Here is a 15,226-nt window from a genome sequence, read left to right on the forward strand (position 1 = left end):
AGGCCAAGCTCCTCAGGGTCCTCCAGGAGGGCGAGATCGAGCCGCTGGGCGGGACCCGGACCCGGACGGTGGACGTGAGGATCCTGGCGGCGACCAACCAGGACCTGGCCGGGCTCGTCCAGGAGCGACGCTTCAGGGAGGACCTCTACTACCGGCTCAACGTCATCACGATCCAGCTCCCGCCCCTGAGGGAGCGGCCCGAGGACATCGTCCCCCTGGCCGAGCACTTCCTCCGCCTCTCCGCGCGCCGGGCCCGGAAAGCCTTCCAGGGCCTGAGCCCCGAGGCCCTGGCCCTGCTCGCGAGGTACCGCTGGCCGGGGAACGTGCGCGAGCTCGAGCACGCCGTCGAGCGCGCGGTGATCCTCGCCCCCGGGCCCGAGATCACGGCCTCGGACCTCGGCCTCTACCCCGGCGCTCGCGGCCAGGCCCTCGCCGGCCCGCCCCAGGTGCCCCCGGCCGAGTTTGAGCGGGAGCGGATCCTGAAGGCCCTGGAGCGCGCCCACGGGAACCAGAGCGAGGCCGCCCGGGCCCTCGGCATCAACCGCACCACCCTCTGGCGGAAGCTCAAGGAGCACGGGATCGAGGCGCGCTCCGGGGCGTGAGGTTCACAGCGGCACTTGACGGCAGGTCGCGAGCGAGGCGCCATGGAGACGAACGAGGAGGATTCGGTGAGCCGCGTCTTCCGCTTCTGGCTGGAGCTCTCGAAGGAAGAAGAACTTCGTCGGCTCCTGGAACTGATCCGCCAGGAGTTCCGCCGTCGCGGCCTGTTCCTGACCTACCAGGTCAAGCGGGAGCCTCAGGCCGGGCAGTGATCCTCGCCGTCGCGCTCCTGGACGTCGTCGCCTTCTTCTCGCTCAACTACCTTGCCAACCACGTCCTCGGCCTGGCTGAGTCGCGCCTGGCCTACTGGGCCGTCGTGCTCCTCGGCCCCGGGATGCTCCTGCCGGCGGCGCTGACGGAACGGATCGCGGCATCGGGTGTGCTGGAGCGCCGGCGCGGGAGCGGCAGGAGCGAGGCGACCAAGATCGCTGGCGCCCTGGCGGCAGGCGCGCTGATGGCGGCCTTCCCCATCGGCAGGCTGGTCCTCGCCGCGCCCGCGCACGCGCTACGTTTGTCCGTGTGGCTCTTCCTGACCAGCCTGGCCGAGGTCGGCGTGTTCCTGGGAATCGTGTACAACCTCGTCTGCGCGCTGCTGGTCCCCACGTTCGCCCGGTCGCCTGCTGTCGCCTTGGCCGCCGTCATCGCCAGCGCGAGCTTCGGCCTCTACCACCTCACCTACGCCCCGCCCTGGAACACACTCCCGATGGCCGTGACGCTCTCCCTGGTCTGGCTCGGGGTCACCGCCGTCTATCTCCTGACTGGTAGCCTCTGGGCCGCCGCCGTTTTCAACACCGCCATGGCTATCATCGGCTTCGTCCTGAACGACGTGACGGTGCTGGATCGAGAGCCGCTGGCGCTGGGTGTTCTGCTTGATGGGGTGAGCCTCGCGGCAATCATCGTGACGAAGCGCGTGCTCCCGCGAAGACTGCGGCCACGGCCGAGATCATAACACCCCTCTCAGCCGCTCCCGCCCCAGGCCGAACCCACACCCTTGGCTGCCGGGCTTCAGGCGCCGCCCGAGGAGCCTGCCCCCCGAGGAGCCATGCTACAGGACCACGATCACGGCCGTGCCCACTCGCAGCCGCGTCGTCTTCGCCGCGATGTACGTCGCGAGCTGCACGGGGCGGGAGAGATAGCCGTAAGTCGAGAAGTGATGCTCGGCGAGCCAGACGGTCCGGAAGCCCACGGCCTCGGCCGCCTGGGCGATCTCGATCCCACGCGCGCAGATCTCCTCGGAGGAGCGTGCGGACGGCGATTGCATCAGCAGGAAGGTTCCGAAGCGCCTGCCCCCTATCTGACCGGTCGCGGCTTGAGCGCGGCGTAGGCCTCCTGGACTTCCTTGTCCGTCCGCTCGACGGTCGCATAGAGGGTCCTGAGATTCAGGCACGTGGCGCGCAGATCCTCATTGGGGAGCGAGCAGCGGTTTACGCTCTGGAAGAAGACGTTGAGCCACCAGGCGGTGATCTTGGCCATCTCGGTCACCACGATCGCCGCCGCCGCCGGAACGGTCTTGGTCGGATCCAGGATGGTCGCCGCCACGACCCCCACCAGGATGGGCCACTTCCCATTGACCTCCTCGAACACATCCACCAGGCCGGCGGCGCGGGCCTCCGCAGCGAATGCCCTCAGGCCCGCGTCGAAGCCCTCGAGGGCGATCTGGTTGCGACGAACGGCCCGGGCGACAGCGACGAGCCGGGCAAAGTACTGCGTGTCGGCGACGAAGGCCGTGTACCGGTCCTGGAGCTTCGTCAACGCTTCCCTGCACGTGCGGAGGCGATCCGCGTCGTCGGTCGGGACACGCTGGCACGCGGCTTTCTGCGCTTTGATGTCGGCGTCGAGCTGCGCGCGGGTCGCCAGGAGTCCCGTGCGCTGCTGCTCGAGCTGCTCGCGGGCGACGGGCGTGAGAAACGTCGGCACGGCGACGGGCTCCGGGATGACCACTTCGGCCTCCAGCACACCGAACCACAGCAACCCTACGGCCACCGTGATGAACCGCTGGCACACGATTATCCTCATGACGCTCCTCATGATTCTGGGCATGGCCCAGGCGCTCTCGTCAGCGTTTGCCGATCCGTTGATCCGCGAGCTCCACCGTCTTGTCGCGCGCCTCGTTCAACGCCTCCATGAGCTGCCGGGACGCGACGACGAGTCGGCGCGCCGTCTCCAGCGGGTTCTGCGGATCGAGCCGCTTCAGCGCGCGCCGGACGTCGGCGTGGGCGCCGGCGCGCGACATGGGAAGCCGGATCGCGTCAAAGTCCACCACGCGCGTGTTCCCATAGAGATCGTCCACGAACGTGAGCCACGCGACCGCCGCCGCTTCCTCGCGTGACCCGGGGCGAGCCGGCGGAATGCGTGGCCGGGTGCGGATCGATTCCTCGGCCTCGCGACGCAGCTCGACGTCGGTGATGTCGGCCAGCGCCGCGATGGCCGACTTGAGGTCCCCGGTCGCTACGAGCGCCCGCGCCACCGCGAGCACCGCGTCCCTCTGGATGATCGGCGCCTTGACCCTGGCGCCGAGGTGCCTGACCCCACCGACGTCGCCCTTCCTGACGCGAACCTCCACGATCTGGTAGAGGGCGGTATCACGGTCGGTATCGTGGAGCCGTTCCGCCATCTCGAGGGCTGCACCCACGTCGTCCAGGGCTGCGTAGGTTCCCGCGGACATGGCGAAGTTTTTCGATACCGTCGCGAGGAGCTTCCGCGCCCCGGCGACATCCCCGCGCTGGGCCCGAGCGGTGATGACCTCCTCCCAGGCGGACGAACGCTGGCCGGTGTCCCGAATCGTGGCGATCGTCTGTCGGGCGCCGTCGTAGTCGCCGCGCCGCGCCTGAGTCGCCGCGACACCGCTCAGCGCGAATTCCCGGGTGACCGCATCGGCAATCTTCGCCACGGCCTGCCGGGCGGCCTGGACATCGCCGCTCGACGCGTGGGCGAAGCCCACCTCCCACCAGAAGTCCCGCGTTCGCGCGGCGGGAGGGACCTGCGCGAGGGTTTCCCGGAGACCGACCCAGTCGCCCTTGTCGTGGTGGGCCGACACGATCGCGGCGTAGGCGGCACCCTGATTCTCCGCGGTTCGGATGCGGCGCGCCGTCCGGCGGGCGCCGCTGAAGTCGCCCCGTCCCGCCTGCGCCACGACGACATCGATCAGCGCGCCGTCGCGGTGCTCCTCGTCGCCCACGTCCTCAGCGATCTTGAGCGCGGTGGCGACGTCGCCCCGCTTGGCCGCGTCGCGCACGATCAGCATGCGCGCCTTTGCTCGCGCGCCGCCTGCGGGCAGGCCATCGGCCTCCTTGCGGGCTTCATCGAGGGCGCCGGCCGCGGCCAGCGCGGACACGAAATCGAAGGCGAGGTCCCGGTCGTCGAGGGCGGCCATTTTCATGAGATCGCCGGCGTTAACGAGAAGCGTCCTGGCGAGGGTTTCGATGCGCTTTTCGAGCTTCACGATGCGATCCCGTGTTTCCGACGCTCGGGGCGAGCTCCCTTCCAGGGCGAGATAGGCGCGGAACCAGGCGATCGCCTCGACATCCCGGCCGCCGCTGCCCTCGCACGCCATCCCGAGGAGCAGGAAGAGCTCCCGCGACAGGGGCCGGACGATCTGGGCGAGCCGCAGCTCCCGCAGCGCTAGCTCCCACTCGCCGAGCTCCAGGGCGGCGAGTCCCAACGCCACGAAGTCGCGCGCGTCGAGCGACGACGGCGGAGGGGCAGCCTGGCCGTGCGCGGTGGCGGCACCGCCGGCGAGGAGGACGGCGGCGAGGGCGGAGCTCAGGATGCGCCGGCTCACCGTGGCGCCGAGGGTTCCTTCTCCGCCGCCGTCGCCTTCTCCGGCGTCATCGGCTCCTTCTCCGGCGTCGCAGTCGAGCCCGCCGTGGGGGGCGGCGTGAAACTCAGGTCCACGTACTCACGGATCACGGCGTTGACGAGGTGAACGCGCTGCTCGGCGTTCGTGACCGCCTGCTTGGCTTCCGCGACGCGGACATCGCGTTCCAGCGTTTGCGGCTGCTGCTCGAGCTCCTGCAACCGCTGCTCGAGGACCGCAACGTCCTGCTTGGCCGCTTCGCGCTTGGCCACCAATCCGCGTGGGCCAGTGATGATCGGGTCCGCACGCAAATGCGCCGGGATTTCGGGGTCGCGGAATCGTGGTCCCTGGAGAGTCGGCCAGGTCAGTTGCTGTCCTTGCACCTTTCCCTGGAGGTCGAAGACTCTGCGCGCTTCGGCAACGGCACGCTCCCTCCCAGCATCGAGAACACCGATGCTCTGCCGCTCGGTCTCCGTGCCAGCCGCTGCCGCGCCAGTCTTCGCAGCCTGACCATGTGCTTCGGCGCTGGCGACCTGGCCGCCGGCGGTTCGTGGCCCGGGGCCACTGTCGGGGGGCCGAGACGCACCGCTGGGTACCGGGTGCGGGCCTCCGGCGGGGAACGGCGTGAGGCCGGCGACGAGCCGGTTGATGCGCCCCTGCGCGTCGGCGGCGATCGCCGCCTGCAGCCCCTGGCTGGCCGCCTGGTCACCGGGTTGCGTCCGCAGCCAGTCGCGATAGATCGCCACCGCCTCCGGCGCGCGTCCCTGCTGCTGGAGCAGCGCGGTGAGGTTGCGATAGCCCTGTGCGTTGGCCGGCTCGAGGCGGATCGCCTCGCGGTAGGCCGCCTCGGCCTCGCGCGTCTTGCCCTGACCCTGCAGGAGGACGCCGAGGTTGTTGTGTGCGCGCGCGTTGTTCGGGGTGAGCTTGATCGTCTCTCGGTACAGCGCCTCCGCGTTCGCCGGTTGACGCTCAGCGACTCCGTCGGCGCGTTTGAGCAACACATCGGCGAGCGCGGCACGCGTCTTCGTCGAGTTCGGGAGGTCCGCCAGCGCGCGCCGCAACACCTGCTCGGCCTGGACATCCTGGTTCCCCAGGCGCAGAGACATCGCGTGGTTCAGCGCGACGGCCTCGAGAAGGGCGGTCGTGACCGTGTTCTTCGGATCACGCCGCAGCGCCTCTCGAAGCTCGCGCTCCGCCTCGTCGCGCTTCGACTGGGCCTCGAGGACGCGCGCGAGGTCCTGGCGTCTGGAGACGACGTCCGGAGCAAGACGCAGCGACTCGCGCAGCGCGCTCTCCGCCTCGGCGACTCGCTGCTGCTTGTAGAGCGCCCACCCGAGCGTGCCGTGAGCGTCCGGATTGTCGGGATTCGCGGCAAGAGCCCGCCGTGCGTATATCTCGGCCGCGCGGGAATCGTTGGCGCGCTTCGCGACCAAGGCTTGGGCCATCGGGAGCCATTCGCGCGTGCCCTCCGCTTCGCGCGGACCGGGATTCCGCCGGAGCACCTCCTGATACGCCGCGACCGCGTCTTCGAGCTTCCGCTGATTGTGAAGGCTCAGGGCCAGGAAGAAATACGCGTCGGCGCTGTCCGGCATGAGCCTGACGGCGCGGCGGAAGTACTCCTCGGCCTCGCTCCATCGCCCCTCATCGTAGAGCTCCCGCCCCTTCCCATAGGCGGCATGGTACGGGCGCTCGCGTTCCTCCTTCCTCTTCTGCTCGTCGCGCCAGGCTTCACGGGCCGCCCGGAACTGAGCGAGCCGGGCCTCGAGCTGGAGTCGCTGAAGCTCCGCCCCCGCCTTCGCGTGACCGAGCTGGTGCGCCTTCCGGAAGGCGGCGATCGCGGCCTTGAGACCATCCTCCAACTCGTCTCCGTAAGGCTCCTGCGCGCGACCCAGGTTGAAGAGAAAGTTCCACTGCTCGACGATCGGGGCGCTGAGCGCGGCGCCCAACATGTACTGGGCGTCGGCGTCGCCTGGCAGCAGCTCCGTCGCTCGCCGGAAGGCCTGCTGGGCGTCGGTCCAGAGTCGCTCCCGGTAAGACGCGAGCCCGCTGTTGTACGCCTGGGCCCCGAGCTGTTCGCGTGTAGGGCCGCTGGAGCCCGGGCGGTCGCCACCCGGTGTCTCGTCAGGACACGGAACCGGACGGCCGTTGATCGAGCATTTCACCCCTCCAATCGAGGGGGCTTGGGCACACGCAGGGGATGAATGCAGCACGGCCACGAGCGCAATGACGCCCAACCCAACAGCTATCCCATCGGCTCGTAGGAGGTGTCGGTCCATGTCGTCGCCTCTCTTGTGAGCATAGGCGGTATTAAAGCCCTCTTCTCAGCGTCACTTGCCGTGGGTCGCCAGGTATTCGCAGGTCTCGCGGGCGAATCCCGAGCCGATGCACAGGCCGTACAACTCTTCGTCAGGCTTCGACCTGACGGGAGGACCCAAGCCCGTGTTCCGGCCGAATCCTGTCGTCGGTCCGAAGCCCGTGTTCGGGCCGAACCCGCTGTTGATTCCGAAGCCCGTGTTCGGGCCGAACCCGGGGGTCGAAGGCGGCGTGGATGGAGGAGACGCGCTTGAGCCGGACCGGTGTCTGGACTGCGCGTCCACGGCGGCTGAACCGAGGAGTACTAGCAACAAGGCCAGACACGCTGCGTTGCGCATCGGTAGCTTCCAAGAGTTCTCATATGGCCAGCGCGAGCGGACAGCGCCGATACCGGATCACAATAATCCTTTCCGCCGAAAATACGCGCATGCGGCTCTCTCCGTCGCGCCACCCAAAGTCTCGGGCGGCATAAACGACGAGGCTTCTGCATTTGGATATTTGCGCAGGCCGACCAGCTTGGATTTCATCTCGTACGCAACTCCGTGCAGCCAACTCCGCTGGCTGGCGCAATCCCACTCGATGACTTGCGTCGAGTTCTTATAGGTAGCGCCGTCCGGAGTCGTCTTCGGCTCTGAATACATCGTGAGAACGTAGGCTTGAATTCCGCCGTTCGCTCCTCGTTCGATGGAGCTCACGTTGAGGTCGACGCGGGCGATGTCCCGCTTCAACAGCATCTCCCACTCGTCGCTGGCCGCCTTCGATGCGGCGGCGCCAACGGCGGCGCCCGCCAGGAGCGCGGCCAGAAGGATCTCGCGCAGGGCTTCTCTCATGGGCTTTGCCTGCTATCTCGCCGGCGCGAGCGACTGCGCCGGGACTTTCCACACGGGACCAGACGGCTGCGGGGCGACGTTGCGGCGGACGCCGTCCCAATCGACCTGCCCGCAGTGGACCGCGGCCTCCCGGGGGTGCGGTTGTTCTTGCACTCCGCCTTCAATCGCGCGGTGACCGAATCGATGCGCGCCTGCGCGGCGGCCAGCTTCGCCTCTGCCTGCGCGAGTGCGCACAGCCTGGACAAAGGTCCTTTCCCTGCCGCTCCGCCCCAAGCCGAACCCACGCCGGCGGCTGCCGGCCGGCCCCTCCCGGCGTCACGCGCCGTCAGGCGCCCGTTCAGGAGCATGGCTGGATGGTACAGCGCGGATAAAGCGCCGGTCAAGGGAACGTACTGGTTCAGCATCCACGATTACTTCCACGCCCAACATCGCCCCCGGTAGGGGCACTCCTGGCACTGCCACCCCACCACCGGGTGGAAGACTCCGGCCTCGATGGCCCGGAGGACCTCCGAGACCAGCCGGAAGAGCCGGAGGTTGGCGGCCCGGTCGCGGCTCGTCCAGTACCGGTGGAGCTCCGGTTTCTTCGTCTTGGTCAGCACGTCGAACCTGACCCTCAGATCCTCCTGGTCGGCCAGGCCGTTCATGGCCGTCGCGTACGAGTAGATCGAAAGCTGGAGCGAGGCCATTATCTCCGCATCACTCCGTGCTCGTGGCAAGTAGAGTCTGGACATCAAGCAGGTGGCGCTCGGTGAATCGGAGGGCGACATCAACGTCACACAGTCGGAGCCGAATAAGCGGCTCCACGGTCCCGCCCTCGGCCCGCGCCCGGAACGATAAGATCTGCTCTATGATGTCGTCCGATTCAACGGACCCATACAAGAATTTCGCGAGGCACGTGGGGCAGAGGCAGATGGCGTTGCCTGGCCTATCGATCCAACGCGCTTCCGTCCGGGACACCAGGTACTTCGCCTCGAAATACGGCTCGCCGTCGCGGCGGGCAAACGAGCCCTGGCAGATCTGGCACCGACCTGCGTACTGTTCCTTGAGGTACGCTCGTACTTCGGGGCTCTGCGCTTCCCACTCGCGACGGAGGACCTGGCGATGACGATCTTCCACTGATGGCTCGGCGTTTTTCCCAGCCTGTATGTCGGCCCCAACGCCCTCGCGGCGCCGTGCCGGATCCGGAGCTTTGCCGTCTACGTGCACGACCTCAGCGGGCCGTGCTTCCTGAGGGCGGCGGAACTGCTCACGTAGTGCTCGTTCATAGTCCACCTCAACCGGATGGTCCTCAGGCTTGCGGTCGGTATCGTTCCGCTTTGGGTGCTCAGCCTCTCGCAACTCCTGTATCAAGGCCCGGAAACGATCGGGATGCCGGAGAACGATGCTTACGTCCTCCTCGTCGATACCGAGGGCCTGTGCAACCTCGGCTCGAGGCGCGCGGATCATGTGCAGAGCATCCGCAAGCCGCTCGTTGCGTTCGAAGCCTTCTGGCAGGTCATCGAGCCGGAGGGCGCTCGCTGTGTGGAAGCCTCCCTGCTTATCGGGCACCCACGCGAGGTCAGTCGCGAGACGCCCTCCCCGAGATGTGTCGTCCTCCACCATGGAACCCTCGAACGTTTGTCGCGTAGACTTCTCTACCTTGCCACGGATCGTTGTGCTGTACTTGGTGAGCAGGTTCCAAGCCAGCTTGGATCGCTCCACGGTGGGATTACGGAGCGCGTGCTCAAGGCCGTAGACGTCGAAGTCGGGATCGAACCCCTTCAGTCCCCGCTTATGCCAGCCCCAGCTCGACAGAATTGGCACATAGCCTCCATGTCGCGGCGCGCGGTAGCTTACGACAAAGTCGTCATTCACGCCGATTTGATCCCATGGCTGACCCTCGGGGTAGCAATGATCTAAGAACCACGCGTCGGGATTCCCTTCCAGGAAACAGGTGAGGTCAGGGGTGCGAAGGTACAGCGCCGGCGGCGCCAGCCATTTCCTAGAGCCGTCGTGAGCGTTGACGCCTCGGAGCAGCTGCGTCTCGCGGATTGCCAACAGCAAGCGAGACCGCTTTTCGCGGGAATCCGTACCGAGCGCACGGAAGATCTTCTCGATATCACGTATGTGCTTGGACTCCGATGGCCACTGCTGCTTCCGATACCGTGGCAGAATCCGCTCGATGACCTCATCGGCCACATCGGGAACGCTCAGACCGAGCGAGACGAGGAACTGTCGAGCCCTGTCGTCTTCGGCGAGGGTTCGCTTGACCGTTGGGAATGTCGTCTCGTCTTCAGGAGGTAGCCACACGAGGGGTGCGCCGTTGGCGTCTATCGGTGACACGTGCCGTCCGTCTGCCTGACGGACAATTGGCTTTGTCCGCAGGTCTCGCACCAGCGCTCGCTGGTCAGCCAACGCCTGGTAGAGACGCATCACCCATCTGTCGTCCTGAGCTTCAAGGAACTTTGCCGTCAAGCGGGCCACGACTGTGTCCCAGGTGACCTCAAAGCCTGGTACGAGCGCAGGTATGGTGTCATCCTTGGACCAGCTCTGATATCCGACTAAGTAGCGGTACAGTTCGACGGTCCGGTTCTCTGAGATATCGGGCGTCGCCCACGACAAGCGCTGTTCACCCAGCAACGCTGCCAGCCTCCTCCCGTCAAAAGCTTCACGTAGGCCGGCGCCGCGAGCTAGCCGCGCCTCCTTCGCTGGGACATGTCGCCCATTGGCGGTAGGGAGGAGCGGATGGCTGAGCAAGGCGTCCTTGACTGCGTCGTAGAGAGGGCGCAGAAGACTGCCGAGCGGAAAGTCACCAAGTCTGAGCGGCAGCGTTTGGAGCGCAGCAACGCTCAGGAGCCCGAGTTTGCGGAGGCGGTAGAGGCTGTGTGTCAGTAGCTTGGCAGTCTCCGATGCTAGGCAACGGTTGAGTGGATGGTTGTCTGGAACGTTATCGCGGGTGGCCGTCGGCACATACGGGCCCTGAACGAGGAAGCCGAGATGCGTCTCCCGTGCCGTAGGAAAGAAGACGACCAGCTCAGTGTCATGTGCCGGCACGACACCAGCTTTACCGGTATCGGGATCGCGGTGTAGGAGGAAGGCCACTTCGACCCGGTTGAGCGGTCTGCCGGCCACGAGCTCCACCGGGCGCTCGAAGATGAGCCACTCCTCGATCGTGGTGCTACCGCCAACGTTCCGGCCGATTCGCACGCCGCGCCCGCCGTCACCTTCCTCTGGGGTCCGCACTAGCTGCCCTCTCTTGCCAGACTCCGTAGCCCACTCGACCTCCTTCACATCCTGAAGGAAGAGGAGCGTCCGTGGGCTCAAGCTCTCGAGGCGCGCACAGATCGCTCTCGCGGCCTGTGTTGGCTCGATGTCGTCCCGATCGAAAGGGAAAATGAAGAGCGTTGTCCACCCGTTCCCCGGTTCGACGGCCGGTGCGGCGAACGGGCGTACATACTTCTCGATCGCGAAATGCTCGCTTCCCGAGTGGATTTCGGGTCGGGTTGTGTACGCGTACACGGACTTGAAGCCGATGCCGAACCGTCCGATGCGCGTCGGATCATCGGCGTTCGTACTCTTGGCCAGGCCACAGATGGCCCGCACGTCGGCCTCATCAAACAGCCGCCCGTCGTGCCGGAGCTCCAACCGATCGGCGAAGACCTCGAAATGGAGGCGCGTCGCCCTAGCGTCCTGAGCGTTCTGGAGCAGCTCGAGGAGAAAGTGCGTTCGGTCGCTGTACATCCCGGCGAGAAAAGGGCCATACCAGTCGTCCTCACCGTAGCGGCGGATGTTCTCGTCTCGTATGCCTCCGTAGTCAGTTGCCATGGAGGACCTCCAGGATGCCAAGGGCGAGGCGGCGCGCGATGACGTCCGCATCGCGGCATACTTCGATCTCTTGTCGCCGTTCCTGGTATTCCCGCTCGACCCGGTCGCGCTCAGCGGTCTTCATCCGATTGATCCGACTGTCGCTGGCCACCAGTACCTCGGCAGTCAAGCGATCGAGCCTCGCCTTGTAGTAGCCATCTGTACTGGCCAGGCGCTGGTCGACCAGGGCTGCGTTCGCCGCTTTGAGCGCCTGCGCGGCGCCGCGGCGCAGGCGGAGGAGCTCGAGATCGAGTGCCTCTCGCGTTGCAGCAGGGACCTTCGCAGTTACCACCGCCGGCGCGTCGGCGGCGCGCCGGAGAAGCCTGAGTAGCGCATCTTCGGGATGGGGCAGGCACACTTCCGTCTGAAGATCCACCGCAGCCGCGGCTAGGCGCTGGGCCTCACGAGCGCCGATCTGCTCCCACAACTCGACCGCGAAAAGGTAACGACCAGGCGTTATTCCGCGGTCGCGGATCGAGAGGTGGGCGACCAGTGGTTCCTGCCGCTCGTTCCACCAGGCTGCAGCGGCCTGAGCCAGCGCGTGGACGGGCGTGATGAACGGCACCTCCCGGTGCTCGAGCGCGGCATCCTGATCGAACGTGACGGTGATTGGACCGCTCTCCCGCTCCAGGAGCCGGACGAACTCGATCGTCGTCCTGGCTCTAGCGTCGAGACGTACGACCAGATCGTGGAGCTCCTGTCGCCCCCGCCGGCTCAGGACAAACATGTCCAATCGAGTATCAGCATTGTCGCTGACGCGGCGTCCGAGCCCCTCTGCGGCAAGGAACGCGTCGATCATCTGTCGAAGTTCGTCGGGAGCGACGAAGCGACCGGTCGCCGCGATCTCTTTGACTTCGTCCTCGAATTCGACATCGAGCCCGAGAAGCCCTGCCGCCTCCTCCTCGAGTCGGCGCTGCTCCGCTGCGAGCCGGAGCGCGTTGTCAGCTGCCTGCCTGGTCCGCTCATCCACCTGCGCTGGCGTCAGCGAAGGATCGAAGACGAGCTTGTGCAGGATCTCCACGAACTCGCCGAGCACTTCCTCAAGATCTCCAACCGTGTCTCGAAAGACGCCGAGGCGGTCGAAGCAACGGAAGTAGATGCGCTCCTCGACGGTTCCCGGCGTGACAAAGTTGAAGATCAGGATCTTCGGGCTCCGCTGGCCGAAGCGGTCGATCCGGCCGATACGCTGCTCGATACGCATCGGGTTCCATGGGATGTCGTAGTTGACGAGGCGATCGCAGAACTCGTAGTCGAGGCCCTCGCAGCCTACCTCCGAGGAGATCAGGACATCGATCGCGTCCCGCTCGGCGCGCGGTCTCCGAAAACGATCGCGGAGGTGTTCGCGCTCGACCTCATCGACGCGCCCTGTCACCACACCGACGCGGAAGCCCGCTTTCAGAAGCTCGTCAGCGAGATACGCGATCGTGCGGAGGAAGAATGAGAACACAAGCAGCTTGCCGGCGCCTTCTGAGGAAGCGAGGGTCTCTCTAACGATGTGGAGGAACTGCTCGAGTTTAGGGTCGCTGGCGGGTAGCGCGTGGGCCCGCTCGCGCAGCGCCCTAGCCTCGATCAGTAACTCCGATGGTATGTTGAGCTCGTCGGGGAGGTCGCCTTCCTCCTCAATGTCAGTAATCTCGGCGCTGGTGAACTTCCCCGTACGGATGAAGGTATCGAGTGTGGGAACAACGGCCGTCAAGCAACTTGCGGCCTGGCGTTCGAGCATATCGAGGATGAGGCGCGCGACGACGGTGTCGTATCGCGTCAGGAGCAGCCGGTAACGGAAGTCGACCAGGGCGCGGTAGAACTCCTCCTGTTCGGGCGTGAAAGGTACCGCCACCGTCTTGGGCTCGCGCTGGGTGAAGGCGCCGATGTCTCGGCGGCGCGTCCGGTTCATCACGTGGGCGAGCGAGTGGCCCTCCTCGAGGTCTCTCAAGCAACGGATCCGCTCCTCGTCCGTCACCGGCGCAGCGTCGGCGAGTCGGGTTCTCCAGACGGCGAAAGCGACGTTCTGTGCAAGCGTGCTCCGGCCCCAAGGGGTGGCTGCGGCTGCCTCCAAATGCGCCGCCGCGTGGCCCTGCCACTCGCCGGCCGGCTTGAGCGTGCGGACGTGGCGCATCGCCCGGCTGATAAAGCGGTTCGGCTCGACCGAACGGTTGAACGTCTGCAAGTCAGGGAAGACGTCGGGTCTTAGGAGGTTAAGGAGCGAGAAAAGATTTTGCGATCCAGTCTGAACGGGAGTGGCCGATAGGAAAACCACGACCTCACTGACGCTGCAGAGCACCTCCGCAAGCTCGTAGTTGTTCGTCCCGGGGTTCCGCAAGTGATGCGCCTCGTCGATGATGAGCAGCGTAAAACGGGGAGGCGGGTCGAGTCCGCGGAGTCCGGGCCATCGCTGCCCTTCCTCTCCGACCAAGTAGTCGCGTCGGCGGAGCAACTGCAGTGGAGCGATGGCGCGGTCCCATTCCCGCGGCCACACACCGTCGTAATGCGTCTGAGAGAGGCAGTATCGGAGCCCTTCGCTGGTCAGGATCCGGAAATTCTCGTCGAAGCGGCGCATCTCGGCCCGCCACTTCGGACAGAGGTCCTTCGGACAGACCACGAGGACGTTGTCGATCTCGTGTCGGGCTTGGAGCTCGCGCAGGATCAGCCCGGCCTCGATTGTCTTACCGACGCCGACATCGTCTGCGATGAGCAGGCGTGGCTGGTCCGCACGAAGCAAGCGCAGTAACGGCTTGAACTGGAATGGCACGAACCGGACCCGGGCGGCCCTCAGCGCGTAAAGATTGTCGATGAGGGCATGCGCGAGACGAGCGGCTGTGAGCCGCGCGCGGAACGCCTCAGCATTGACCGGTGGCATCCCGGTCAGAGTGCGAAACAGAACGTCCTCTGACGACACCGAGGAGTCGGCTACGAGTTGGTCCTCGTCGTATTCTCTGAGATCCCCTGGCCCGTGAAAAACCTTGTAGCGGGTCTCACCGGCGGAGGAAGGGTGGATCCCGACAACGCTGCCGACCCTGGTCGGATCAGCTCGCAGTCTGACGACGTCGCCAGCGCTGAAGAGCGGCCTAGCCATCCAAGAGTCGCCCGGCCGCCGCGCCGGCAGTGTTATCGAGCACACTGCGCCAGGACGGGCGAAGAGCCTGCCAGAACTGGCTGGCGGAACCCGCGGGCATTGAGCCCATCATTCCCATGGGCAGCTTCTTACCTCCGGCTGGAGAAGGATAGCACAGTGCGGACGAGCGAAGAGTTCGAGCTCGGCCCACCGCACCAGGTTGGTGCAGGCCTACGAGCGTTACGTTTCGGCCTGCGTCACCCCCACGCCCAGCACCGGCGCCGGTAGGGGCAGTCCTGGCAGTGCCATCCCACCACCGGATGGAAGACCCCGGCCTCGATGGCGCCCAGGACCTCCGAGACCAGCCGGAAGAGCCGGAGGTTGGCCGCGCGGTCCCGGGTAGTCCAGTAGCGGTGAAGCTCCGGCTTCTTGGTCTTGGTGAGCACGTCGAACCGGAGCCTCAGGTCCTCCTGGTCGGCCAGGCCGTTCATGGCCGTGGCGTAGCTGTAGATCGAGAGCTGGAGCGACGCCTCGACCTGGAGGCTGGTGTATTTCCGGGCGGCGGTCTTGATGTCCACCACGACGAGCTGGCCCTCCGGCGAGCGTTCCAGGAGGTCCAGGCTCCCCACGAGCGGCCGGTCCAGAAGCTCGCCCGTCTCCTGGTCGATCAGCGGCACCTCGAAGGGGACCTCGACCCCGACCACCTCGGTCCCGGGCTCCTGGTTCTGGTAGAAGGCCTCCAGCATCCGGGAGGCGAGGGCCAGGAGGCCTTCCTTCGACTCCTTCTCGGGG

At 66.4% G+C, this 15,226-nt stretch carries 12 protein-coding genes; 3 read left to right on the plus strand and 9 right to left on the minus strand.

The genetic code is table 11. The annotated features are described in order from the left end of the window. The 3 genes from HY726_03160 to HY726_03170 all read left to right on the plus strand — a co-directional run. A partial coding sequence (locus tag HY726_03160) for a sigma 54-interacting transcriptional regulator (GenBank protein ID MBI4607993.1) occupies positions 1–602 on the plus strand: 602 nt, incomplete at its 5' end. A gap of 42 nt (positions 603–644) precedes the next feature. Continuing rightward, positions 645–812 carry a hypothetical protein gene (locus HY726_03165; GenBank protein ID MBI4607994.1) on the plus strand — a complete coding sequence of 56 codons (168 nt, stop codon included), beginning with the start codon at positions 645–647 and terminating at the stop codon, positions 810–812. Next, the gene (locus HY726_03170) at positions 809–1,549 is read left to right on the plus strand and encodes a hypothetical protein (GenBank protein MBI4607995.1); all 741 of its coding nucleotides are present in this window, start codon (positions 809–811) and stop codon (positions 1,547–1,549) included. Before HY726_03165 ends, HY726_03170 begins: the two co-directional genes overlap by 4 nt. 96 nt (positions 1,550–1,645) lie before the next feature. On the opposite strand, the gene HY726_03175 is transcribed toward HY726_03170, so the two are convergent. From HY726_03175 to HY726_03215, 9 genes are all read right to left on the minus strand, one after another. Then, positions 1,646–1,861 (minus strand): LLM class flavin-dependent oxidoreductase, encoded by a 216-nt coding sequence (locus HY726_03175; protein MBI4607996.1) that lies wholly within the window; start codon positions 1,859–1,861, stop codon positions 1,646–1,648. Between the two features lie 29 nt (positions 1,862–1,890). Continuing rightward, entirely contained in the window at positions 1,891–2,616 is a 726-nt protein-coding gene (locus HY726_03180) for a hypothetical protein (protein MBI4607997.1), read from the minus strand. 40 nt (positions 2,617–2,656) lie between these two features. Continuing rightward, positions 2,657–4,381 carry a hypothetical protein gene (locus HY726_03185; GenBank protein ID MBI4607998.1) on the minus strand — a complete coding sequence of 575 codons (1,725 nt, stop codon included), beginning with the start codon at positions 4,379–4,381 and terminating at the stop codon, positions 2,657–2,659. After that, positions 4,378–6,558: a tetratricopeptide repeat protein gene (locus HY726_03190; protein ID MBI4607999.1), complete on the minus strand. Its 2,181-nt coding sequence runs from the start codon at positions 6,556–6,558 to the stop codon at positions 4,378–4,380. Before HY726_03190 ends, HY726_03185 begins: the two co-directional genes overlap by 4 nt. Positions 6,559–7,104: 546 nt before the next feature. Then, entirely contained in the window at positions 7,105–7,539 is a 435-nt protein-coding gene (locus tag HY726_03195) for a hypothetical protein (protein ID MBI4608000.1), read from the minus strand. A 410-nt stretch (positions 7,540–7,949) separates the two neighbouring features. Next, complete coding sequence (locus tag HY726_03200; protein ID MBI4608001.1) at positions 7,950–8,225, minus strand: PD-(D/E)XK nuclease family protein; 276 nt, start codon at positions 8,223–8,225, stop codon at positions 7,950–7,952. A gap of 10 nt (positions 8,226–8,235) precedes the next feature. After that, on the minus strand, positions 8,236–11,343 hold the full coding sequence (locus HY726_03205; protein ID MBI4608002.1) for a hypothetical protein: 3,108 nt from the start codon (positions 11,341–11,343) through the stop codon (positions 8,236–8,238). Next, positions 11,333–14,455 (minus strand): DEAD/DEAH box helicase, encoded by a 3,123-nt coding sequence (locus HY726_03210; protein MBI4608003.1) that lies wholly within the window; start codon positions 14,453–14,455, stop codon positions 11,333–11,335. Before HY726_03210 ends, HY726_03205 begins: the two co-directional genes overlap by 11 nt. Before the next feature lie 236 nt (positions 14,456–14,691). Next, a partial coding sequence (locus HY726_03215) for a PD-(D/E)XK nuclease family protein (GenBank protein ID MBI4608004.1) occupies positions 14,692–15,226 on the minus strand: 535 nt, incomplete at its 5' end.

It is taken from the genome of Candidatus Rokuibacteriota bacterium (genome assembly GCA_016209385.1).
In the GTDB taxonomy this organism is placed as follows: domain Bacteria; phylum Methylomirabilota; class Methylomirabilia; order Rokubacteriales; family CSP1-6; genus JACQWB01.